Annotated in this window: 16 protein-coding genes and 2 tRNA genes; 16 read left to right on the top strand and 2 right to left on the bottom strand. The window is 48.9% G+C overall.

Annotated elements, in window-relative coordinates:
• Positions 1 to 45: 45 nt before the first annotated feature.
• Entirely contained in the window at positions 46 to 825 is a 780-nt protein-coding gene (locus DEU29_RS10155) for a class I SAM-dependent methyltransferase (protein WP_133540245.1), read from the top strand.
• The gene (locus DEU29_RS10150) at positions 818 to 1,210 is read left to right on the top strand and encodes a rhodanese-like domain-containing protein (RefSeq protein ID WP_133540244.1); all 393 of its coding nucleotides are present in this window, start codon (positions 818 to 820) and stop codon (positions 1,208 to 1,210) included. The genes DEU29_RS10155 and DEU29_RS10150 overlap by 8 nt, the downstream gene beginning before the upstream one ends.
• A 2-nt stretch (positions 1,211 to 1,212) precedes the next feature.
• Here DEU29_RS10150 and rnhA read toward each other — a convergent pair whose 3' ends face one another.
• A complete protein-coding gene (gene rnhA / locus DEU29_RS10145) occupies positions 1,213 to 1,686 on the bottom strand; it encodes a ribonuclease HI (protein ID WP_133540243.1) in 474 nt (157 codons plus the stop codon).
• A 52-nt stretch (positions 1,687 to 1,738) separates the two neighbouring features.
• Between rnhA and dnaQ the strand changes: the two genes are divergently transcribed.
• The 9 genes from dnaQ (at position 1,739) to tilS (ending at position 13,799) form a co-directional block, all read left to right on the top strand.
• Positions 1,739 to 2,449: a DNA polymerase III subunit epsilon gene (gene dnaQ / locus DEU29_RS10140; RefSeq protein ID WP_133540242.1), complete on the top strand. Its 711-nt coding sequence runs from the start codon at positions 1,739 to 1,741 to the stop codon at positions 2,447 to 2,449.
• Complete coding sequence (locus tag DEU29_RS10135) at positions 2,428 to 3,774, top strand: TIGR03503 family protein (protein ID WP_243734557.1); 1,347 nt, start codon at positions 2,428 to 2,430, stop codon at positions 3,772 to 3,774. The genes dnaQ and DEU29_RS10135 overlap by 22 nt, the downstream gene beginning before the upstream one ends.
• Before the next feature lie 147 nt (positions 3,775 to 3,921).
• Positions 3,922 to 3,998 (top strand) — tRNA-Asp (locus DEU29_RS10130).
• A gap of 44 nt (positions 3,999 to 4,042) precedes the next feature.
• Positions 4,043 to 4,119, top strand: a tRNA-Asp gene (locus tag DEU29_RS10125).
• 183 nt (positions 4,120 to 4,302) lie between these two features.
• Positions 4,303 to 6,495, top strand: coding sequence for a M3 family metallopeptidase (locus DEU29_RS10120; RefSeq protein WP_133540241.1), 2,193 nt, complete (start codon positions 4,303 to 4,305; stop codon positions 6,493 to 6,495).
• Positions 6,496 to 6,589: 94 nt separating this feature from the next.
• Positions 6,590 to 7,879, top strand: a complete 1,290-nt coding sequence (locus tag DEU29_RS10115; RefSeq protein WP_133540240.1) for an NAD(P)/FAD-dependent oxidoreductase — start codon at positions 6,590 to 6,592, stop codon at positions 7,877 to 7,879.
• Between the two features lie 86 nt (positions 7,880 to 7,965).
• Complete coding sequence (dnaE, locus tag DEU29_RS10110) at positions 7,966 to 11,469, top strand: DNA polymerase III subunit alpha (protein ID WP_133540239.1); 3,504 nt, start codon at positions 7,966 to 7,968, stop codon at positions 11,467 to 11,469.
• Between the two features lie 14 nt (positions 11,470 to 11,483).
• The gene (gene accA / locus DEU29_RS10105; protein WP_133540238.1) at positions 11,484 to 12,440 is read left to right on the top strand and encodes an acetyl-CoA carboxylase carboxyl transferase subunit alpha; all 957 of its coding nucleotides are present in this window, start codon (positions 11,484 to 11,486) and stop codon (positions 12,438 to 12,440) included.
• A 12-nt stretch (positions 12,441 to 12,452) separates the two neighbouring features.
• Positions 12,453 to 13,799 carry a tRNA lysidine(34) synthetase TilS gene (tilS, locus tag DEU29_RS10100; protein WP_133540237.1) on the top strand — a complete coding sequence of 449 codons (1,347 nt, stop codon included), beginning with the start codon at positions 12,453 to 12,455 and terminating at the stop codon, positions 13,797 to 13,799.
• Here the strand turns inward: tilS and DEU29_RS10095 are convergent.
• The gene (locus DEU29_RS10095; protein WP_133540236.1) at positions 13,782 to 14,699 is read right to left on the bottom strand and encodes a GGDEF domain-containing protein; all 918 of its coding nucleotides are present in this window, start codon (positions 14,697 to 14,699) and stop codon (positions 13,782 to 13,784) included. The two genes, tilS and DEU29_RS10095, sit on opposite strands and share 18 nt — an antisense overlap.
• A gap of 200 nt (positions 14,700 to 14,899) precedes the next feature.
• Between DEU29_RS10095 and DEU29_RS10090 the strand changes: the two genes are divergently transcribed.
• The 5 genes from DEU29_RS10090 (at position 14,900) to astE (ending at position 23,309) form a co-directional block, all read left to right on the top strand.
• Positions 14,900 to 16,864 (top strand): monovalent cation:proton antiporter family protein, encoded by a 1,965-nt coding sequence (locus DEU29_RS10090; protein WP_133540235.1) that lies wholly within the window; start codon positions 14,900 to 14,902, stop codon positions 16,862 to 16,864.
• Positions 16,865 to 17,005: 141 nt separating this feature from the next.
• On the top strand, positions 17,006 to 18,241 hold the full coding sequence (locus DEU29_RS10085) for an efflux RND transporter periplasmic adaptor subunit (RefSeq protein WP_133540234.1): 1,236 nt from the start codon (positions 17,006 to 17,008) through the stop codon (positions 18,239 to 18,241).
• A 5-nt stretch (positions 18,242 to 18,246) separates the two neighbouring features.
• Positions 18,247 to 21,417, top strand: coding sequence for an efflux RND transporter permease subunit (locus DEU29_RS10080; protein WP_133540233.1), 3,171 nt, complete (start codon positions 18,247 to 18,249; stop codon positions 21,415 to 21,417).
• A 125-nt stretch (positions 21,418 to 21,542) separates the two neighbouring features.
• Positions 21,543 to 22,253 carry a DUF599 domain-containing protein gene (locus DEU29_RS10075; protein WP_133540232.1) on the top strand — a complete coding sequence of 237 codons (711 nt, stop codon included), beginning with the start codon at positions 21,543 to 21,545 and terminating at the stop codon, positions 22,251 to 22,253.
• A 12-nt stretch (positions 22,254 to 22,265) separates the two neighbouring features.
• Positions 22,266 to 23,309, top strand: coding sequence for a succinylglutamate desuccinylase (gene astE, locus DEU29_RS10070; RefSeq protein ID WP_133540231.1), 1,044 nt, complete (start codon positions 22,266 to 22,268; stop codon positions 23,307 to 23,309).
• The last annotated feature ends 116 nt before the right edge of the window (positions 23,310 to 23,425 follow it).

Genomic DNA, 23,425 nt, shown 5'->3' with positions numbered 1-23,425 from the left:
CTAGCATAGAATTATAGCCAAGAGCCTACCATAAAGGATACCCGAGTGCTTATTAAGCCAGCGTATAGCCCCGCTAAATTGCCGCAACCTGACAGCTGGCAATCGTTTGTCTGCGGCGACTACATGCGTGAGCATACGCAGTGGTTAATGAATGACTATGGACGCCGGCTGCGTTGCGGAACGACCCTGGGATTAGGCGGATTAGCGGCAGAGTTGAGTTATCAGGCTTTTAGTTTGACTGCGCCGGTGTTAGTAAGTCCCGCTGCTAAAGCGAATACTATTCAGGCTAAACTTGAGCACTTGCCGATTAAGAATGCTGTGGTTGATCAGGTGGTGATGCCGTTTGTACTTGAGTACAGCCGCGATCCGCACCAAGTACTGCGCGAGGTAAACCGCGTGCTGATGGACGATGGTTACTTATTTATTTGTGGTTTTAATCCGTTGAGTCCTGCCATGTTAAGTGGCTGGTTACCGGCTAATCGTAAACGACTGCCATGGTCGGGGCGTTATTTTAGTGCCTTTCGCATAAAAGACTGGCTGCAGCTGTTGGGTTATGAAATTGTCCAGCATGATTATTATATGGGACGGTTTTTAGCTACCGACAGTAACCGATCTAAAACCTCACCAAGCCCCGTATGGACAGAAAAACTGTGTCAGAAAATTCCGCTATTACACAGTGGTTATGCCATACTGGCACGTAAATGCGTTATATTAAAAACGCCTAGAATGAGAGTGCCAAGCGGCGCCGCGCTTAGTCAACGGCCGGTCGCCACGGCAACAACCCGAAGTAGTTTAACGACAAGCAAAGAGGTACTGCATGATTGATGCAATGAAGCTTTGCCAAATGGCAAAAAATAATGTTAACGAAGTGACCACCGAACAGCTCCAACAAGCGCTAAGAGATGGTGCGCGTGTGATCGATGTGCGCGAACCAGCCGAATATACCCAGGGTCATATCCGGGAAGCGGTCAATATGCCCCGGGGCGTGCTGGAGATGCAACTTAATCAACACCCTGATGTAGCCGGTTACGATGATGCGCTGCAGCGCATTGCTGATAAACCCTTGTATCTTATCTGTAAGACCGGCGGGCGCTCGGCGTTGGCTGCCGAAAGCCTCGAGCGCATGGGCTTTGATAAAGTGTATAGCGTAACCGGCGGGATGAGTGCCTGGGCCGAAGAAAAACGCCCGGTCGTCGCTGGCGAAGGTTAGTGTTATAACGGGTTATAGCCGCCGTCTTCCTGTAGTGACGAGCCACTCGCCGCCTCGCGGGCGAGCTCGTCACAGCGCTCGTTTTGCGGATGACCTGAGTGACCTTTTACCCAATCCCAGCGAACCTTATGGCGCTGTAGCTCGTTATCCAGTTTTACCCATAGATCCTGGTTTTTAACGGGCTTTTTCGCTGATGTTTTCCAGCCATTACGCTTCCAACCATGCATCCATTGTTCGATACCTTGTTTTACATACTGGCTGTCGGTCGTTATGACGACCTCACAGTCGCGTTTTAAGGCTTTTAACCCCTCTATGCAGGCCAGCATCTCCATACGGTTATTGGTGGTGCATTTAAAGCCCTGACTTAATTCTTTGCGGTGTTTATTATATTCCAGTACCACTCCGTAGCCGCCCGGCCCCGGATTACCCAGGCAGGAACCATCTGTATATAAGTGAACAGCGTTTGTGTTGGTCATAAATATTGCTACTATTAGCTCAAATTAGCACAGAGTATATCAGGAAATTAGCATGCGTCAGGTGGTACTGGATACCGAAACTACAGGTATTAACCCAGCCGAAGGGCATCGGATCATTGAAATTGGTTGTGTTGAGTTAATCGACAGAAAGCCCACGGGTAAGCATTACCACGTTTATATTAATCCTGAACGGGTGGTCGAGCAGGAAGCTATCGAGGTTCACGGAATTACCAATGATTTCCTTACCGACAAGCCGGTGTTTGCGCAAATTGTTGATGATTTTCTAGGCTTTATTAAAGGCGCACAATTAGTAATCCATAATGCGCCATTCGATGTCGGTCACATGGACGCTGAATTTAGCCGGTTGCAAGCGGGATATGGCCAAACCACTGATTATTGTTCGGTGCTGGATTCATTGCAGTTAGCGCGAGAAATGCGACCGGGGCAACGTAATAGTCTGGATGCGTTATGTAAGGCGTTCGAGGTGGATAACTCTGTCCGCGAGTTGCACGGAGCGCTACTGGATGCGGAAATTCTGGCTGACGTGTACCTGGCTATGACCGGCGGTCAAACAGACCTTAACCTGCACAATAATGCCCAGCGCGGTAATGCTAATGGGCCCGGTGACGTGCAACATAAACCGATAAAAAACCGTCGCCCGCTAAAGGTTTTGACGGCAACGGCCGATGAATTAGAACAGCATCAACAACGGCTGGCGCTAGTAAAAAACGAGGGTGGTAAGTGTCTTTGGCTCGATTCCTGATAGTACTATGGGTGTGCTTGGTTAGTGCCGCACTCCCGCTAAATGCTCAGCAACAAACGGAACAAAATCAGCCTATGCAGCTGATGGATGGGCCGATGGATAATATGCTGCCAATTGAAGGGCAGCGGTTCCGTATCGACGCCGACATAGAAGAAATTACGCTGCTGTTCTTTCGCGAGCCTAATAGCCAGCCGCTGATACTGATTAAGCCCGATGGCAGTAAGTGGTATGACAGCGATTACCCATTAGAACGGGTGACCTGGTATACCGATCCAAACTTCGACATGATTAAAATTGTTGATCCGGAGCCGGGGCCCTGGCAAGTGGCTGGCCGGGTCGACAAGCAAAACAAGGCAATCATTGTATCGGAAGTCCGTTTTGAAGCCGAGCCACTGCCTAAACAGTTATTCCAAAATGAACGACTAAAGGTGGAGGGTACGCTTTATAACGGCACTACACCGGTGTCGACGGCGAGATTTAGAGAAACCGTGGTGCTGGATGTGTTGTTTGTAAGTAGCAACAATCCGGACTTTGACAATTTTGGTGCTGATCCTACCCGCGTTGCAGAATTCAGCGACAATGGTCAGGGGCATGACGAACAAGCCGGCGATGGTGTCTTTACCGGCCGTTTTGCATTAGATGTGGTGCCCGGCGAATATTTACCAACGTATCAGCTGGAAACACCGTTATATGAGCGGAGTTTTGAGGACGAAGCGGTGGTGGTAGAGCACCAACCGGTAACTATTGATTTTCAGTTGGCGGAAGAGCGTGGCGCAGACAATGGTATTGAGGTTAGTCTCGACGAAAAGCTGGTCAACCCGTCGAGCGTTGCTATTAACGGTAGCGTGAGTTATCCAAATGGCGAAGAGCGACGCTTCTCAGTAACTAAAATAGATTCCTTTCCGCACGTCATTCCGCTAGACAATCTCGCTTATGGCAAGCATCTGGTGGAACTCACTGTGTTTGCGACATCAAATCAGGGACGTGAGTTTGAGTTGCAGTTTAATAACTTAAGTTTTATTTCGGTGGAGCCTGTTGCAGAACCTACAGCAGAAGAACTTGCCCAGCAGGCGCGTCAGGAGGCAGTCCGCAAAGCCGAGTTGGAGCGACAACAACGTGAGGCTGAAGAACAGCAGCTAATCGTTAATCTAATTATCGTTGCGGCCGTAAATGTTGTGTTGATTGCTGGCGCTATAAGCTTTGTTTGGTGGCGGCGTCGTAGTAAGCGGCTAAATAATGATCCGGCAACTGCACAAAAGAATGCAGAGAAAGCTGAGCAGAAAGCGCAGAAGAAGGCGCAAAAAAAAGCCGCTAAAAGCGAGTAAACTGATTAAAAAAGCACTGATCTGCATATTATTCAGTCAAACAGAGCATTTGTTTAAAATTTTATGAAAAAAAGGGTTGACTGTTTAGCGGGTCGCTCGTAATATTCACGCCGCGTTGAGGGGAGAGCCTCAACAGCGGTTAAGTGTGGAGCGGTAGTTCAGTTGGTTAGAATGCCGGCCTGTCACGCCGGAGGTCGCGGGTTCGAGTCCCGTCCGCTCCGCCACCTTAACCTTGACCTTTTAGCGAAGGTCACCACATCTCTGATGTGGAGCGGTAGTTCAGTTGGTTAGAATGCCGGCCTGTCACGCCGGAGGTCGCGGGTTCGAGTCCCGTCCGCTCCGCCATCATTAAAACACGCCTTCGAGCGTGTTTTTTTGTTTTTATGGGTCAATCGGCCCAGTTTCCCTGTTTCAGACACATCCATTTACCGAATATTTAGGTTTTTCTGCCGTGTAGCTATTGAGCCTGACGCAATCCGCGTCTAGAGTAATGGCGCATTTAAAAAATAATCCAGCGGGAGATAACCAATGCGTAAAACATTAGTTGCAGTTGCCATTGGCGCAGCTGTATCACTGAGCGCGTGCAGTGACAATGAGCAGCAAGCGACAGCGAACCAAGCAGAACAACAAGCTGAGCAGCAACCAGAACAGTCGCAGCAGGCTGCAACTGAACAAAACCCATTCTATGAGCCAAGCCCGTTGCAATATCAGGCACCTGATTTTAATGCAATCGAGTTTGAACATTTCAAACCGGCATTCGAAAAGGGTATGCAAGAGCATATGGCAGAGATTGAAGCCATTGCTAATAATTCAGCAGAGCCCACATTCGAAAATACCATTGTTGCAATGGAAAAGTCAGGCGCAATTCTGAATCGCGTGAGCTCGGTATTTTATAATCTGTCATCTTCTCACTCGAATGACCAAATTCGAGAGTTGCAGGCGGAGCTTGCCCCTAAAATGGCCGCTCATGGTGATAACATCAGCCTGAATGCCAACTTGTTTGCTCGCATTAAATCACTGTATGAGCAACGCGAAGACTTAGGCTTGGATAATGAAAGTCAGCGTTTACTGGAAGAAACCTACAAAGACTTTGTGCGCTCGGGTGCATTGTTAAATGACGAAGAAAAAGCGCAAATTCGTGACATCAACGAGCAACTATCCAGTCTGACCAATGAATTCCGTGACGGACTGATGTCACTGACTCAGGAAAACGTGATCTTTGTAGAAGACAAATCACAGTTGGCAGGTTTAAGTGACAGCCGCATTCAGGGCTTAGCAAATGCAGCAGAAAGCCGTGATAAAGAAGGCCAGTATGCGATTGTGTTAACTAACACCACACGCCAGTCAATTTTGGCTGAGTTAGAAAATCGTGAACTGCGTCAGCGGGTATGGGAAGCATCAGCTAACCGCGGTACCGGTAATACCGAGACTGATCAAAACCCACTGGTTAAGCAACTCGTTAAACTACGTGCTGATAAAGCACAATTGCTGGGTTATAACAGCTGGGGTGACTACGTCTTAGAAACAAACATGGCAGGCAACCCTGACGCGGCTAAGAAAATGCTACGTGACCTGGTACCAGCTGTGGTTTCTAACGTAAACCGCGAAGCAGAAGAAATCCAACAGGCTATCGTTGCTGACGGTAAGGACTTTGAACTGGCACCATGGGATTGGTTCTACTATGCCGAGAAAGTTCGTGCTGAGAAGTACGCGTTGGATTCAGACGAAGTTAAAAAATATTTTGAGTTTAACCGTGTGCTGGAAGACGGCGTATTTTATGCCATGACTGAGTTGTTCGGTATCACCTTTAAAGAACGTAACGATATTCCGGTTTATCAGGAAGACGTTGATGTCTACGAAGTGTTTGACGTTGACGGAAGCAGCCTTGGTTTGTTCTATGCTGACTACTATGCGCGTGATAGTAAACGCGGTGGTGCCTGGATGAGTTCATTCCGCAGCCAGTCTGGTTTGATGGAACAGAAGCCGGTTATTCTTAATAACATGAACATCACCAAAGCGCCTGACGGTGAACCAACGTTCTTAAGCTTTGATGAAGTTTCTACCATGTTCCATGAGATGGGCCACGCGTTACACGGTATGTTCTCGGACGTGAAATATCCATCACTGGCCGGCACATCGGTATCACGAGACTATGTTGAGTTCCCTTCAACGTTCCAGGAAGACTGGATGCTTAACGAAAAAGTTATCAACAACTTTGCTAAGCATTACGAAACCGGTGAACAGATTCCTCAGGAGCTGTTAGATAAAGTATTGGCCGCACGTAACTTTAACCAAGGCTTTGATACATTGGAATATGTTGCTGCAGCACTACTTGATCTTGAGTATCACACGGTAGAGCCGGGTACAGAAATTGACGATGTACAAGCGTTTGAAAAAGAAGCCCTTGAACGCAATGGCGTACTGGTAGAAGCGGTACCGCCGCGCTACCGCTCGACGTACTTTGCGCATGTGTTTGCGGGTGGTTACTCAGCAGGCTACTACGCCTACATGTGGAGTGAAGTATTGGCTGCTGATGCGTTTAAACACATGAATAATAACGGTGGTTTGACGCTGGAAAATGGCCAGGCGTTTCGTAAAGAAATCCTGTCTCAGGGTAACAGTAAAGATCCGATGCAACAGTACATCAACTGGCGTGGTCAAGAGCCAACGGTTGAAGCCTTGCTGGAACGTCGCGGTTTGACTGATCCGTCAATTGACTAAGCTTATAGCAATTTAATCCGTTAGTACGGATGCGAAACAAAGCCACTGGCGTTATTATCGTCAGTGGCTTTTTTATTTTATAAGGGACAACGAGATGGAGCGCATCGTAGTGGTTGGAGGTGGTGCCGGAGGGCTTGAGCTGGCTACCGAACTCGGGAAAACGTTAGGTAAGAAAAAACAAGCAGAAATTATTCTGATTGATCGAAACAGTACCCACGTGTGGAAACCACTGTTACACGAGGTGGCATCGGGCGCTTTGGACTCGCGACTTGCGGAGCTAGATTATCGGGGGCAGGGCGCCAGGGCTGGCTTTCGTTTTCTAGTCGGTACTTTAACCGGAATTGACCGGGATAATCGGCAGGTACAGCTTGCCCCGATCGTTGACGACGGTGAAGAGGTCTTAGCCGAACGTTCTATTCGCTATGACCGGCTCATACTGGCGGTAGGCAGCGTCACCGCAGACTTTGGCGTCGACGGTGTTAAACAACATTGCTACTTTTTGGACTCGACGCAGCAAGCCGATAATTTTCATCACGAATTACTTAACGAATTTCTGCGGGTTAACCAGGCGCTGGAGGATGGCGACGAGCAAACATTGGATATCGCGATTGTCGGTGGTGGCGCAACCGGGGTCGAACTTGCGGCAGAACTGGTGCACTCGGTATCCTTATTAAATATTTACGGCTTAACGCATTTAACTCGTGAGCGCCTGAAAGTCAGCCTGGTCGAGGCCGGTCCACGATTATTACCTGCTTTACCGGAAGGCCTGGCACATCGGGTTAAGCAAAAGCTCGAATCACTTGGGGTTAACGTGATAACCGGCAATCCGGCAGTAAAAGCCGGTAGCGACGGCCTGACGTTAAAAGATGACGCGCATATCGATGCTAACCTGATGGTTTGGGCGGCAGGAATTCGGGCACCTGACTTTTTAGCGTCGCTGGGGCTGGCGCACCGCAAAAATAACCAGTTGCTGGTAAATGAGTATCTGCAAAGCACCGATGACCCATCTGTTTATGCGTTAGGAGATTGCGCGGCCTGCGCTATTGACGATGATCGCTTTGTACCGCCGCGGGCGCAATCAGCACATCAAATGGCCGCTTGTCTGGCCACTAATATCCAGCGTGAGTTAAAAGGCAGAGCAGCAAAACCATTTAAGTATAAAGATCGCGGCTCGCTGGTATCGCTCAGTCGTTTCTCGGCCGTGGGAAATTTGATGCAGAGTAAGAGTCTATCCATGTCGATTGAAGGAACACTGGCTCGGTATGCTTATGCTAGTCTTTATCGAATGCATCAACGGGCCTTACACGGGTGGTGGAAAATGCTGTTAATTATTACTGTGGATAAGCTTAACCACGCGGTTAAACCGCGTTTGAAGTTACATTGATAGTTTGCGGCTACTCGACTGCCAGCAGCGATTGAGGCACAATACGCGCTACTATAAAAACTAAAAATGGTAAAGCTACTGCTATTATGACCAGCGACCTGACCGGCACCACAGCTAACGATAGTCCTTTTGTTCATCTGCGCATACATAGTGATTTTTCTATGATTGACGGCCTGACAAAAATCGGGCCTATTTGCGAAGCGGTGGCGGAAGCTGGCATGCCGGCCATGGCGCTAACTGATCAGATGAACTTCTGTGGGTTGGTGCAATATTACGGTGCGGCTCACAAGCAGGGCATTAAACCTCTGGTCGGTGCAGACCTCTGGGTGCAGGGCGACTATCCTGAAGGCGAAATTTTTCGTCTGACGGCGCTGGCTATGGATAACGATGGTTACCAAAGTCTTATCCAACTCATTTCAAAAGCTTATCTTCGCGGCCACGTACAAGGCAAACCGGTTATCGATAAAGACTGGCTGGTCGAGCACAATGCCGGTGTTTTATTGTTATCGGGGGCACGTCAGGGTGATGTCGGACAGGCCTTATTAAAAGGCCATGCAGATGCTTTAGAGCAGTGCCTGACATTTTATCAACAGCATTTTGCTAACCGTTATTATCTTGAGTTAACCCGCACCGGCCGACCACAGGAAGAAGACTACCTGCATGCTGCCGTCGATTTGGCCGCAGAACGCGATATTCCGGTAGTGGCAACTAACGAAGTGGTGTTTTTAGAAGCCGATAACTTTGAAGCACACGAAATTCGTGTTGCCATCCATGATGGCTTTCAGCTTGGTGACAAACGCCGACCCAAAAAATACTCGCCACAGCAATATCTTCGCAGCGCCGAAGAAATGCAGGAATTGTTCGCTGATATTCCGGAAGCGTTGCAAAACACGGTTGAAATAGCAAAACGGTGTAACGTGACTATCCGGCTGGGCGAATACTTTCTGCCAGCTTTCCCGACCGGCAACTTAACCGAAGGTGATTACCTGGTTAAGGTGTCAGAGGAAGGATTAGAAGAGCGGCTGGCGTTTTTGTTCCCCGACGAGCAGGAACGGAAAGAAAAACGTCCTGCCTATGACGAACGGTTAAAAATCGAGCTTGATGTAATTAACCAAATGGGCTTTCCCGGTTACTTCCTTATCGTCATGGAATTTATTCAGTGGAGTAAGGACAATAATATCCCGGTCGGGCCGGGGCGGGGCTCTGGTGCCGGGTCATTGGTCGCCTATGCGTTAAAAATCACGGATCTTGATCCGCTTGAGTTTGATCTGCTATTCGAACGTTTTTTGAACCCCGAACGGGTATCCATGCCGGACTTTGATGTCGATTTTTGTATGGATCGCCGTGACGAGGTTATTGATCACGTGGCCGAGCTGTACGGCCGTGATGCGGTATCGCAAATTATTACCTTTGGTACCATGGCGGCAAAAGCATCCATCCGTGATGCCGGTCGTGTGCTTGGCCACCCTTATGGCTTCGTTGATGGCATATCCAAGCTGGTGCCCGGAGCGCCGGGGATGACCCTGGCGAAGGCGTTTCAAGAAGTCCCTGAGCTGGGCGAACGTTACGATGCTGACGAAGAAGTTAAAGAGCTCATCGATTTTGCCCGGATTCTCGAGGGGGTGACCCGTAATGCTGGCAAACACGCGGGTGGGGTAGTTATTTCACCAACCACGATTACCGATTTTGCTGCACTCTATTGTGATGATGAGGGTAAAAACCCGGTTACACAGTTTGATAAAAACGATGTCGAGTCAGCCGGTTTGGTTAAATTCGACTTTTTGGGCCTGCGTACGCTGACAATTATCCAGTGGGCGCTGGATATGGTTAATGCACGTCATCAACAACAGGGCAAAGCGCTGATTGATATCAATGCTATTCCGCTGGATGACCCGCAATGCTTCCGAATTTTAAAACGCGCCGAGACCACGGCGGTGTTTCAGCTAGAGTCAGCGGGGATGAAAAAGCTTATTCTGCGTTTGTTACCGGATAGCTTTGAAGACATTATCGCGCTGGTCGCCTTATTCCGGCCCGGGCCACTGGAATCGGGCATGGTAGATAACTTTATCGACCGTAAGCATGGCCGCGAAGAAGTATCCTACCCGGATGCGCAATATCAACACGCATGCCTGGAACCAATTCTTGAACCGACCTATGGCGTTATCCTGTACCAGGAGCAGGTTATGCAGGTGGCTCAGGTCATGGCCGGATATTCATTAGGCGGCGCTGATTTGCTGCGGCGCGCCATGGGTAAGAAAAAGCCCGAAGAAATGGCCAAGCAGCGTGATATTTTCCGCGAGGGCGCGGCTAAAAATAACATTGACCCCGAACTGGCGATGAAAATCTTCGACCTGGTAGAGAAGTTTGCCGGATACGGGTTTAATAAATCACACTCGGCTGCTTACGCGTTGGTGTCGTATCAGACGCTGTGGATGAAAACGCATTACCCCGCTGAATTTATGGCGGCAGTAATGTCAGCCGATATGGATAATACCGACAAGATCGTTACCCTGGCTGACGAATGCGAACGCATGGGCCTAAAGTTACTGCCGCCTGATGTTAATAAGGGCCAGTATAAGTTTACCGTTGATGAGGAAGGTCGTGTTGTCTATGGCATCGGTGCCATAAAAGGAGTTGGCGAGGCGCCCATTGAGGCAATTATCGAAGCACGTCAGGAAGGAGGTCAATTTACCGATCTGTTCGATTTTTGTTGCCGGGTCGACTTAAAACGGCTCAATAAACGCGTGATGGAGCGACTGATACGTGGTGGTGCAATGGACACGCTTGGACCGCATCGCGCTACCATAATGGCATCGCTGGAAAAAGCTATGCGCCAGGCCGAGCAACATCGTCAGGCAGAAAGTATTGGCCAAAGTGATATGTTTGGCGTGCTCACCACCGAGCCGGAAGCAGTAGAACACGAGTTTGTTAACGTAAAACCCTGGCCCGAAGCGGTTTGGCTTGAAGGTGAAAGGGAAACATTAGGGCTTTATTTAACGGGTCACCCGATTAATCGTTTTCGCCAGGAATTGCGCCATTACGTCGCCGGCTTTTTGTCCGAAATTAACGAAACGCGAAAGAATGAGCTGGTTGCAATAGCCGGGTTGGTGATTGATGTTCGTGTTATCGTAAATAAACGCGGTCAGCGGTTTGCCGTGGTCACGTTGGACGATAAAAGCGCACGAATGGATGTCATGCTCTATAGTAATGAGTATGAAAGCTTCCAGCATTTGCTCGAAAAAGACCGAATTTTGTGGGCAAAAGGGGAGGTACGATTTGATAACTTCTCTGGTGGTAATAGAATGATAGCCCGAGAAGTGATGAGTATCGATCAGGCGCGGGAAAGTTTTTTACGGCATGTCGCCATAACCGTAACAAGTGAACAGCTGCAACAGGGTATGGCAGCTAAACTGCAAAACGAATTGCAACCCTATGCCGAAGGTACCTGCCCGTTAATTATTCACTTTAAGGGTGACAAGGCGAACGCGACGTTAACAGCTGGCGTGCAATGGTATATTCGACCAGCTGACGAACTGATACATAATTTAAGGGAGCTGCTGGGTGAACAGTGGGTCTCGTTAGAATTTTAAGGAATGGGTAGCGAATGAGCTTGAACTTTTTAGACTTCGAACAGCCAATTGCCGAGCTTGAAGCGCAGATAGATGAACTAAAAAACGTCGGCGAACGCGGTGAGCTGGACATCAATATTGAAGAAGAGATTCAACGTCTGACCAACAAAAGCCGTGAGCTTACCGAAAAAATATTTTCTGAGTTAGGCGCGTGGCAGGTTGCGCAGTTAGCGCGGCACCCGTTGCGGCCCTATACGCTAGATTATATTCCGCGTATTTTTACCGAGTTCGATGAATTGGCGGGAGATCGCACCTATGCCAATGACGAAGCGATTGTTGGTGGTATTGCACGACTTAATGACGAGCCGATGATGGTTATTGGTCAGCAAAAAGGCCGCGAAACAAAAGATAAAATTCGCCGTAATTTTGGCATGCCAAAGCCTGAGGGCTATCGCAAAGCATTACGCCTGATGGAAACTGCAGAACGCTTTAAAATGCCAATTGTCACCTTTATTGATACGCCGGGGGCTTATCCGGGCATTGGCGCCGAAGAGCGCGGTCAGAGTGAGGCTATCGCCCGCAATCTTAAAGTCATGTCGCGTTTGGGTGTACCCATCGTTTGTACCGTTATCGGTGAGGGCGGATCCGGCGGCGCATTGGCTATTGGCGTGGGCGACAAAGTTAATATGCTGCAGTACAGCACCTATTCGGTTATCTCGCCGGAAGGCTGCGCGTCGATTCTGTGGAAGAGCGCTAGTAAAGCGCCACTTGCGGCCGAGGCAATGGGCGTTACCGCGCAGCGCAGTAAAGAATTAGGTTTAATTGATACAGTTATTGCCGAGCCACTGGGTGGCGCTCATCGCAATATGGACGATATGGCTTCGGCGCTTAAGCAGCGCTTAATAACTGATTTAAACGAATTGCGTGGACTCGAGCGTAGCGAACTGCTCGATCGCCGCTATCAAAAACTCATGTCATTTGGTTATTGCTAGGCAGCTACGTTAATGAGCGACGCGTTATTTGACCGCTTTTGTACGGTTATGGATGGCTTATCGCTCAGGCCCGGGCAGCAAATAATTATCGCCCTGGGTGGCGGTGCTGACTCACAAACGGTGCTGGATTGCGCGATGCGCTATCATCAGCAGCATGATCAGTATCGCTACCTGGCGGTGCACCTCGATCACAGTTTTCACCCCAACTCAGCGGCTTGGTCAGAAACAATCCAAAAAGCTGCTAAAGCTTATGGCGTTACCACACACTTTGAACCACTGACTGTACCAATCGAATCACGGCAGTCGAAAGAAGCCGCAGGCCGGGAACGTCGTTATCAGCGTTTGCGTGAACTGAGCGATAACGATGCAATCATATTGTTGGGTCAGCATCGTAATGATCAAATCGAAACGTTTTTACTGCAGTTAAACCGAGGTAGCGGTCCAAAAGGGCTTGCCAGTATGGCTGAAGTGCATTGCTGGTACGATCAGCGGCGCCTGGTACGGCCAATACTGGCGGTAAGCAAACAGGACATTTACGACTATGCAAACGCGCGTCAGTTGACCTGGATTGAAGATGACACCAACTACGATACGCGAATTGAGCGTAACTTTTTACGTCACGACGTAATTCCGTTACTGGAGCAACGCTGGCCAACTTTTGGCGATAGTGTGCTACGGTCGGCGCGGCTCTGTGCGGAACAGCAACAGGTATTGGATGACTTGTTGAGTGAAAAACTCTCGCAGCAATGGATTGAGCATCCGCTATTAGGCAAAGGTTTGCCGGTGGATACCTTGCGTCGGCAGTCAGCAGCAATGCAACGTGCGATACTGCGCCGGTGGCTGGAAATTGCCGCGGGCGAGGCGGCGTCTTTACCGAGCTTTCAACAGCTTGAGCAAATTAGACAGCAGGCCAGTGATGCGCGTGCGGATACCCGTATGTGTGTGAGCTGTGCTGATTATGAGGTGCGTTTTTATCAGGTGGCGCTTTGGTGTGTCGAGGAACAGAATCAGCAAACACCATCGCACGTTAAGCTTACAGAAGCGGGAACCTATAGTCTGGCAAGCCCTTGGGGTCAGTTGATTATTACTGAAGCGTTGGTTAACGAGGCAGACTTAACGCTTGGTTATGGATTACTGCCCGGTAAATGGCAACATCCGCAGCGTAAAGGCCGTAAAACCATGGCAGACTGGTTAAAGCAGGCGCAGGTACCTGCCTGGTTACGTCAGTGCGCGCCCTGCTTACAAAAGCGTTCTGCGTGGGCATGGTTACCCGGGGTTGGGTGGTTACACCAAGATGCTACCGCTGGCTCGGCAATGACTCCGCCGCCACAGCCGCAATGGTTAAGCGCAACCGACTGATCCGCAATGACGGTTTTTACCGCCGTGCTTGGCCTGATAAAGGCACTGGTCTGCTTCGTCTAAGCTTTGTTCAACGGTATTAAAACACTCCAGCTGTGCGGTACCGGCACTGGTACTCAAGCCATAACGGCTGAGCGTATCGCAGCTATCGACAGCTGTTCGAATACGGTTGTAGACGTCCTGAGCCTGATACAGATTAGTATCTTCCATTACAATAACGAATTCGTCACCGCCAAAACGGAACACTTGATCACTGTCGCGTACCGTTGTGCGCAATAACTCCGCAAACACGCGTAAAATGTCATCACCCTGCTGGTGGCCGTGCTCATCATTGACATCTTTAAAGCCATCTAAATCAAGTAACATGACCGAGTGAGAGCCATTTTTTTGGCGTTGCTGCTTAATATGCAAATGCTCCAGAACTTCCTCTAGCAACGCCCGGTTGCCGAGACCGGTTAAATGATCACGCACCGCCAAACGATGTAACTGTGAGAACTTTAGCGCATTGCGCAGCGGAAAAGTCAGCTCCCGGTGCCATTGCTCCAGGCGCAACTTTTGGGTAACGGTTAACGGTCGTTTAAGACCATAAACCAACTGGCCCAGGTAGGCTTGATCCGCATACAACATCACCGCATGCTGTATCTGGCTTTGGTCAAAGTCGCCGATGAGACTGAACAACTGATCATCGGAAACAAACTGCAGCGCCTCAACATCGAGCCGGGTTTTTAAAAAGTCAGCATAAACTGATAATAACTGATGGGTATCCAGAGTCGTTTGCAATACCTCGGTCAAGGTATTGGAACGCGACAGGTCGCGGCTACTGGTCAGTTGACTCACCTGTGACTGTGAGCGCACAGGCTGCGGCTGTTTGACTTTTCCAAATGCAACTTTTGTTAGCATGGTTACTTCCCGGCGTTATTTGTGTGACGCAAAATTGACAATGCTTTACTTATGCCAGAAACATACAAAAAGTGTGCCAGAACTTGTTAGGCGAGTAATTCGGTGACTATTAAAGTCGTGTTAAGGTCATCTAGACGGTGTTATGATTAAACCAAACGGCAACTGAGAATCGGCCGCCAAACATAGTCAGGGAGCAGAGGATGTACGGAACTTTTACCAGTTTATTACTATTACTCGGCGTCGCCGTGGTGTTGGTATGGGCGTTTCGCCGAATCAAGTTACCTGCAATTCTTGCTTATCTGTGCGCCGGCATAATCGCTGGCCCCCATGTTATGGGATGGATTTCGGATCCAGACGAATATCACCTGATTGCTGAATTAGGTATCGTACTGTTGCTGTTCTCACTCGGCTTAGAATTTTCCTTGCCAAAAATGATTGCCATGCGGCGACTGGTGTTTGGCTTGGGCGCCGCGCAAGTTTTGGGCTCGCTACTGATATTTTTAGTGGTTGGTTTTTTGTTGCTCGGCAATTGGGCGGCAGCGCTAGCCATTGCTGGCGCGCTGGCATTGTCGTCAACAGCGGTAGTCATTAAGCAGCTGAGTGAGAGTTCGCAAACGGCCACGCGGCGCGGCCAGGTTAGCGTGGCAATATTGCTGTTTCAGGATATCGCCGTGGTGCCGTTGTTAATTATTATTCCTCTGCTTGCCGGGGGCGGCGACGGCAGTATCGCATACAGTTTATTGATGGCGCTGGTAAAAGGAGCCGCCGTTATAGCGGTGCTCATGGCGGTGGGTAAATGGGTGCTTCCCTATGCATTCCGCGAAATTGCAAACCAACGCACCGACGAACTGTTTGTGCTGGCAACATTGCTGGTGGCCTTAGTCGCCGGTGGCTTAACACACGCATTTGGTTTGTCTATGGCATTGGGTGCCTTCTTGGCCGGCATGATGCTGGGCGAAAGCAAATACAAACACCAGTTAGAAGCTGATATTAGGCCTTTTCGCGATATTCTGATGGGGCTGTTTTTTACCACGGTAGGTATGCAGCTGGCTTTAACAACGTTTATTCAGTCGTTGCATTGGGTGCTACTGATTATATTGGGTATGACAGCGGTCAAGCTGGTACTGATACGTTACGTTGCGAAAGCATTAGGTGAGCGCGACCGGGATGCCTGGGGCAGTGCCATATCTTTGTTTCAAATGGGTGAGTTCGGTTTTGTTATTGTCTCGTTGGCCGGCACTTATAATCTCTTAACTGACCAAGTGTCATCAATTCTGATTGGTGTGGGCGTCTTCAGTATGGCGGTAACACCTATTGTTATCCAAAAGTTGCAGCCATTAGTATCGTTGCTTATTCGCGAACCCACCGAAGAACCCGATATTGCGCAGAAAGTCGAAAACTCAGGTCGTGAACAGCAGGTGTTAATCTGTGGCTTTGGCCGCGTGGGTCAAACGATTAGCCGCTTTTTAGATGCGGAAGGAATAAAACATATTGCCGTGGATAATGACCCACTACGTGTTCAGGAAGCTGTTGCCGGTGGCGCACCGGTTTACTTTGGTGATAGTGCTAAACGGGATATTTTACGCGCTGTCGGGGCGGCTCACGTCCCTCTGATCATTATCAGTTTTTCTGATGACTCACGGGCTATTGACGTATTAAAAGAAATTCGCTCAATGAACGATAAGGCTTTTGTTATCGTCCGCAGTCGCGACGATTTAAACCTGGATAGACTTACTGACGCCGGCGCCTCGCAAGTTGTTCCGGATACCCTCGAAGCAAGCCTGATGTTGATCTCTCATGTGTTGAGCCATAGCGGTATTCCAATTCGGCGCATTTTGTCACGACTGGAACAGGAGCGTCGTAATCACTATGGCGACATGCATGGCTTTTATCCGGGGTCCCAGACCACCGTCGACGCAGAAAATGCGGATCGGCTGGAGTTTTTGCATGCGGTGAACCTACCTGAACAAGCGTGGGCTGTGGGTAAGTCGGTAGAGGAGCTCAATTGGAGTGATTATCAGGTAAAACTTAAAGCGTTGCGTCGCGATGATGTCGAAGTTGAGGATCCCTCGTCGCAGATAACGTTACGCGCCGGCGACGTGGTGCTATTGAGTGGGAAACCCCGCTATGTGGAGTCTGCAGAACGTTGGTTGTTAGAAGGTTAACTGCCGTTCTAGTGCTTTTGTAATAGTCCGTTACAACTTAACCGGCAAAAATCACAGTTCGCAACAGATAAAGCCTAACAATTTACATTTGTTAGGCGGATAATATAGTCAGTGAATTTTCAAACTGTTGAGCGAACTGTGATGAAATTAAAGAAACGAGCGTTTATCCCACCATTAATTATTGTTGTTGCCATTTTGCTGGCTGTATTAGCAAGCATGGCTGCAAAACCGCCGCAAATGAAACAACAAAAAAAGCCAGCGGTTATGGTCGAGGTAAAAGAAGTTCAAACCCAGGAAATGACCTTTTTGGTCGATTCACAGGGTACCGCAGCACCTAAATTTTCGACCACGCTGGTTGCGGAAGTTAGCGGGCAAATAGTCGATGTGGCAGACAAATACAATGCCGGTGGCTTTTTTGACAAAGGCGAAATGCTGTTACAAATAGATCCTTCTGACTACGAAGTTGCGGTACAGCAAGCGCGGGCTCAATTACTTCAGGCACAAGCAACCTTAGAAGAAGAAAAAGCCCGCGCACGAGTTGCCGAAGAAGAGTGGTCGCAATTCACTGACGGTGAAGCACCGGCGCTGGGCTTGCGCAAGCCTCAGTTGGCCAGTGCTTTTGCTGCACTTGAGTCAGCCGAAGCCAACCTGGCAATGGCAGAGCGGAATCTGGAGCGCACCACGATTCGTGCGCCTTATGCCGCAGTATTACGGAATAAACAAGCCGACCTCGGGCAGTTTGTTGGCGCGGGTTCGCAAATTACCACCTTATTTGGTACTGACGTTGCTGAAGTGCGACTGCCGTTGAGCGACTTGGACGTAACCTACCTGAATCTGCCGGATGAGACCAATACCCAACCTAAGGTGTTGCTGGAGTCTCAGGTATCGGGTGTAGACACACAGTGGTTGGGCAAATTGGTTCGTACAGAAGGGGTTTTAGACGAAGCCAGTCGTGTTATTTATGGCGTGGTACAGGTTTCCGACCCGTACAATCTGAACGGGCAGTCACACCCAGAACCATTGCGGTTCGGACGCTTTGTTCAGGCACAAATAGAAGGGCAGCAGGTGAGTGGCGTAATGGAAGTGCCCACTTACGCTATTAATCCTGATGGCAGTGTCTGGACTGTTGCAGAAGACCGTAGATTAAAGAAAAAAGCTATCGAAGTGATTCGCACGCAGGCTAATACCAGTATCGTCAGCGATGGTCTGGAAGCGGGTGACCTTGTCGTATTGACGCAACTGAAAAATGCACTAAACGGCATGGAAGTTCGCCTTGAGGGGGACCCGTTGCCGGAGCAAATGGAAACTGCAGCCAAAGCCGACAGCGATGATGAGCAAGAGCAAGTCGCTGCTAACGATAACGGTGAGAGTGAGTAATAACCATGGCTAACGAAAAGCAAAAAGGGATAATCGCCTGGTTTGGCAATAACCCGGTTGCGGCAAACCTTCTCATGATTGTGATTTTGGTTGCCGGCGCACTATCTATCTTTACGGTGCGCAAGCAAATGTTCCCGGAAATTGAGCTGAATATTATCAGCATTCAAGTACCATTCCCCGGTGCTGCCCCGCAGGAAGTCGAGCAGGGCGTGATCATGCTTATCGAAGACTCGATTGAGGATGTTGACGGTATCGAAGAAATGACATCACGCTCTAGTGAAGGCATTGGTAGTGTGACCCTGGAAGTGGAGCCTGACTACGATGTGCAAGTAGTCATGGACGAGGTCAAAATGCTGGTAGATGCTATTCCCAACTTTCCGCAGCAAATTGAAAAACCCAATATTTATCGGGTACGACCCAATCGTGACGTCATCTGGGTCACCGTATTTGGTGATGCCAACGAACGCACCCGTAAAGAGTTAGCAAAAACCATCCGCGATGAGCTAAAAACGGTTGGCGGTATTACCAAAGTCGAAGTGGTTGGTGCCCGCGACTATGAAATTGCGATTGAAATTTCGCAGCAGGATTTGGAGCGTTACGGCTTAACCTTCCAGCAAATTGTTAACGCGGTTCGCGGTACCTCCATTGATGTGGCTGGTGGTTCAATAAAGACCCCTAATGGCGATATTTTATTACGCGCTAACAATCAGGCTTATCGCGGCGATGAGTTCGAAAAAATTGTTTTAGTCAGCCGGCCCGATGGCACTCGAATAACGCTAGGCGATATTGCAAAAGTTGAGGATGGCTTTGTCGAGACAGAGGCATTTACCCGATTTGATGGCAAGCCGGCAACGTTTGTCCGTATTAATTCAGTGGGTGACCAAAACGACCTGAAGATCGCTGAGTATGTAAAGAACTACGTAGCAGAGAAACAGCAAGAGTTACCAAACGAGATCCAGGTCGCATCATGGGGTGACTCATCCTACTATCTGCAAGGTCGCCTGGACTTAATGCTTAACAATATGTGGATCGGTGGCTTATTGGTATTCCTAATGCTGTCATTGTTCCTGCAATTGCGCTTGGCGTTCTGGGTTATGATCGGTATTCCGGTGTGTTTCTTGGGTACCATTGCGCTATTGCCGATTGTTGATGTTTCTATCAACATGATTTCGTTGTTTGGCTTTATATTGGTACTGGGGATAGTGGTCGATGACGCGATAGTCATCGGCGAGAGTGCTTACACAGAAATAGAGGAAAAAGGCAAAAGCGTTGACAATGTCGTCGCTGGCGCCAAACGCGTTGCGATACCGGCAACGTTTGGGGTTTTAACCACCATGGTAGCGTTTATTCCTATGCTGATGGTAGAAGGCGGCATGGGGGCTATTTGGGAGTCGATTGCGTTTGTGGTAATCATCGCCTTGGCGTTTTCCTTAATCGAGTCAAAATGGATTTTGCCCGCGCATATTGCACAGATGAAGTACTCCAAAGATGGTTTAGAAAAACCAAATAAGTTTCAACGTTTTCGTAACCGTTTTGCCGATGCTATTCAGCGATTCGTGACCAATTATTACCGTCCGTTTTTGAAGAAGTGTCTGCACTATCGTTATGCCACGTTGGCTACCTTTGTTGGCATGATGATTTTAATGATCGGTCTGCTCAGTGGCGGTATCGTGCGTTGGGTTTTCTTCCCGGATATCCCCAGTGACTTTATTCAAGCTAACGTTGAAATGCAGCCTGGTAGCTCAGAAGAACGCACTATTGAAGTGCTTGAAAGCGTCGCCAAAGGACTGCAACACGTTGACGAAGAAACCGAGCAGTCGGAAGGTGATGGCGTTGTTCGTCACACCAATATTTGGCTGAATGGTACTGAATCAGGCACGGTTTTCGCCGAACTTAAAAAAGGCGAAGATCGCAATATCGACGGCTATGAAATTGTTAACCAATGGCGTGAATCAGTGCCGGAACTTGCTGGCGTGCGCGCGATTAACTTCCAGGGCGGTATTGGCGGCGGTGGCGGCTTCGACATCGAATTCCAGTTGGTTGGTGATGATCTTAACGCGCTAAAAGCAGCCGCAGATGAGTTAAAAGCGGTGCTGGGTGAATATGATGGTGTGTTCGATATCGAGGATACCTTTGGTGATGGCAAAGACGAAGTGTTGGTAACCACCAAACCGCTAGCTGAGGCAATGGGTATAAACCTCGCCGAGCTGGCTACGCAGGTTCGATATGCATTCTACGGCGCCGAAGCACAGCGCATACAACGCGGTGACGAAGAAGTCAAAGTCATGGTTCGCTATCCGGAAGAACAGCGCCAATCGGTGGGTAACTTGCAGGATATGAAGTTACGCATGGCAGATGGCTCGGAAATTCCGTTTACGGAACTTGCTGATATCGAGTTTGCTGAAGGTTACTCTACGATTACCCGTATCAATCGTGAACGTTCTGTGAACGTGCGGGCACGGGCTGACAAAGACCGTGTCGAGCCATTCCGAATTGTCGGTGAAGTTCGGGGTCAGAAACTACCGGAAATTTTGGAAAAATACCCAAGCGTTGGCTTTAAACTGCAGGGGGCAACCCAGGATGAAGCCGAAGCGACTGACTCACTGGCGTTAGGTGGTTTACTGGCAATGCTGGCGGTATACGCGCTGATGGCGATTCCGCTTAAGTCATATAGCCAGCCGTTAATCATTATGTCGGTAATTCCGTTTGGTATCATCGGTGCGGTTATCGGCCATTGGGTATTAGGTATGCCGGTCAGCATCTTGAGCTTATTCGGTATTATCGCGCTATCCGGGGTGGTTGTTAATGATAGTTTGGTGATGGTGGATTACGTTAACAAAGCGCGTGAAGCCGGCACCGACTTGCGTCATGCGGTATTGGATGCCGGTTGCCGCCGTTTCCGCGCGATTACGTTGACCTCGCTAACGACGTTCTTTGGCCTGTTACCTATTGTACTGGAAAAAAGTATGCAGGCTAAGTTGGTCATTCCGATGGCGATATCACTGGCGTTCGGTATTATCTTTGCAACGATTATTACGCTGCTGTTAATTCCGTGTCTGTATTTGATATTGAGTGACTTTAAACGTGGTATGCGCAGTATGTTGTCCTGGTATGGGTTAGCTAAACCACCCGAACCTAAAGACATGAGCACAAAAAAGGCATTGGAAAACTACTAGCTTGCAATAGCCTCGATTAATGAGCCGCAGTTTTGTAAAAAACTGCGGCTTTTTTACTTAGCGGTCGTCATAATTTGTTAATATAGAGCCCATAAACTACAACAAACTGTCAGGGCACAGGCATCATGTTGCTATCACTGCTCGATTTTATTGCGTTAGCATTTTTCTTTTTTTGCTGGATCGGTTACTCGTTATTCGCACGCAAACGAGCGCGAACGACGCACTGTTTATCCAGTATTTTGTGTACTTTGCGTATTGACTGGATGCAAACGGTGATGCACAAGGATAATCAGATTGCCGATGCGTCGCTTATCGGTAACGTCGAGCGTACAGTCACGTTTTTTGCTTCTTCGACGGTACTGGTGTTAGCCGGTGTCATTACCGTACTCGCGCATTCTGAAGAAGTCGTCGAAGTTCTCAATGAGCTGCCACTAACACCGGCTTCCAGTGCCATTATGGTGCAATTCCAATTGGCCGTTTTGGCGATGATATTTATCTACGCCTTTTTCAAATTTACCTGGTCGATACGACAGTTCGGCTTTGTCTCGGTATTATTGGGTGCATCGGTTAAATATCAGCAACAGAACCGCAGCGAAGACGAGCGCGTTGCGTTTGCCAATCATGCCGCGCGGGTACTGGACCAGTCCGGTCATGAGTACAATAAAGGATTGCGGACCTATTACTTTGCACTCGCCTACTTGGCCTGGTTTTTACATCCTCTGATGCTGATTTTATCCAGCAGTATTGTTGTCTTTATTCTCTATCGCCGTGAATACAATTCGCGTGTACTCAGGCATTTACTGGCTACGCACGGACTTGAACCCGGCAAGAAATAACAGGAGTAAGGTTTGAACACAACACAGTCAACGGTGTTTAACGACTTTTTGCAATGGACTCGTGATAATGAGTGGGGCTACAACGGTCACTTCGAAACTAACCTTAGCGATGGTACTCAGCTAACGGTTTGGGATAGCGGTGTGCTGGTGGTTGAGCCGGCGAAGACGACAGACAAAGATATTGTGATTAGTTGCGCTGTGCATGGTAACGAGACCGCACCAATTGAGATCTGTCGTGACATTATTCAGGACATTATTGCTGAGAAACAGTCGGTAATACACCGTACGTTGTTTTTAATAGCCAACCCTGCGTCGATAAATGTTGGCCGACGCTTTGTTGAAGAAAATATGAACAGGCTGTTCAGTGGCGCTCATAGCGAAGGCGGAATAAGTAATCCCGAACGTGAGCGGGCGGCTAAGCTGGAACAGTACGTTAAACGTTTTTACCAGTACGTTGAGGGAACCAACCGTCGCCGTTATCACTACGACCTGCATACCGCGATTCGTGATTCTAAGCGTGAAAAATTTGCGGTTTATCCATTTACTCACGGTAAGCCTTATAAAAAAGACCAGCTGTTGTTTTTATTGGCCTGCGGGGTCGATACAGTGTTGCTGAACAAAGCAGCGACAACCACGTTCTCATACTTTTCGGTCAATGAGTTTGGCGCTGATGCCTTTACAGTCGAGCTCGGTAAGGTACGACCCTTTGGTGAGAATAACCGCGACAGTTTTGCCGCTGCGGAGCGAAGCTTGCGGCAATTAATAGCTCAGCCGGAGCCGCAGTTACCGAATTTTGATCCGCAACAGCACTTTATTTTTGCAGAAGCACAAACTATTAACCGCATGAATCAGGACTTTGAACTTAATTTTGCTGATGACGTGGCCAACTTTACCGCGTTTGAAAAGGGTGATTTATTGGCCACGGATGGTGGCGAGCCGATCTACGCCCAACATGACGCTGAACACATTATTTTCCCCAACGCTAAGGTCGCATTAGGGCAGCGCGCATTGCTTACGGTTGTGCGAGTACCGACGGAGTCGCTTGAGCTGGTCTAATCTGCGTTGAATCATTGTTAAAACTGTTCGTTTCTATTTACACTTAGCCCATTGATTAATGTGCAATGGGTTGAGTGGGCTATTTGCATAGCACTTTACGTAAAGGTAAAGTAGCG

It is taken from the genome of Idiomarina aquatica, assembly GCF_004362895.1.
GTDB lineage: Bacteria > Pseudomonadota > Gammaproteobacteria > Enterobacterales > Alteromonadaceae > Idiomarina.
The sequence above is the reverse complement of the archived record's forward strand: the minus strand, read 5'-3'. Positions and strand labels throughout refer to the sequence as shown.

Coding starts and splice junctions, on each gene's coding strand:
- tilS (WP_133540237.1), top strand. CDS start 12,453: ATGAGCGACGCGTTATTTGACCGCTTTTGTACGGTTATGGATGGCTTA.
- DEU29_RS10085 (WP_133540234.1), top strand. CDS start 17,006: ATGAAATTAAAGAAACGAGCGTTTATCCCACCATTAATTATTGTTGTT.
- dnaE (WP_133540239.1), top strand. CDS start 7,966: ATGACCAGCGACCTGACCGGCACCACAGCTAACGATAGTCCTTTTGTT.
- rnhA (WP_133540243.1), bottom strand. CDS start 1,686: ATGACCAACACAAACGCTGTTCACTTATATACAGATGGTTCCTGCCTG.
- DEU29_RS10115 (WP_133540240.1), top strand. CDS start 6,590: ATGGAGCGCATCGTAGTGGTTGGAGGTGGTGCCGGAGGGCTTGAGCTG.
- dnaQ (WP_133540242.1), top strand. CDS start 1,739: ATGCGTCAGGTGGTACTGGATACCGAAACTACAGGTATTAACCCAGCC.
- DEU29_RS10120 (WP_133540241.1), top strand. CDS start 4,303: ATGCGTAAAACATTAGTTGCAGTTGCCATTGGCGCAGCTGTATCACTG.
- DEU29_RS10095 (WP_133540236.1), bottom strand. CDS start 14,699: ATGCTAACAAAAGTTGCATTTGGAAAAGTCAAACAGCCGCAGCCTGTG.
- accA (WP_133540238.1), top strand. CDS start 11,484: ATGAGCTTGAACTTTTTAGACTTCGAACAGCCAATTGCCGAGCTTGAA.
- DEU29_RS10075 (WP_133540232.1), top strand. CDS start 21,543: ATGTTGCTATCACTGCTCGATTTTATTGCGTTAGCATTTTTCTTTTTT.
- DEU29_RS10090 (WP_133540235.1), top strand. CDS start 14,900: ATGTACGGAACTTTTACCAGTTTATTACTATTACTCGGCGTCGCCGTG.
- DEU29_RS10080 (WP_133540233.1), top strand. CDS start 18,247: ATGGCTAACGAAAAGCAAAAAGGGATAATCGCCTGGTTTGGCAATAAC.
- DEU29_RS10150 (WP_133540244.1), top strand. CDS start 818: ATGATTGATGCAATGAAGCTTTGCCAAATGGCAAAAAATAATGTTAAC.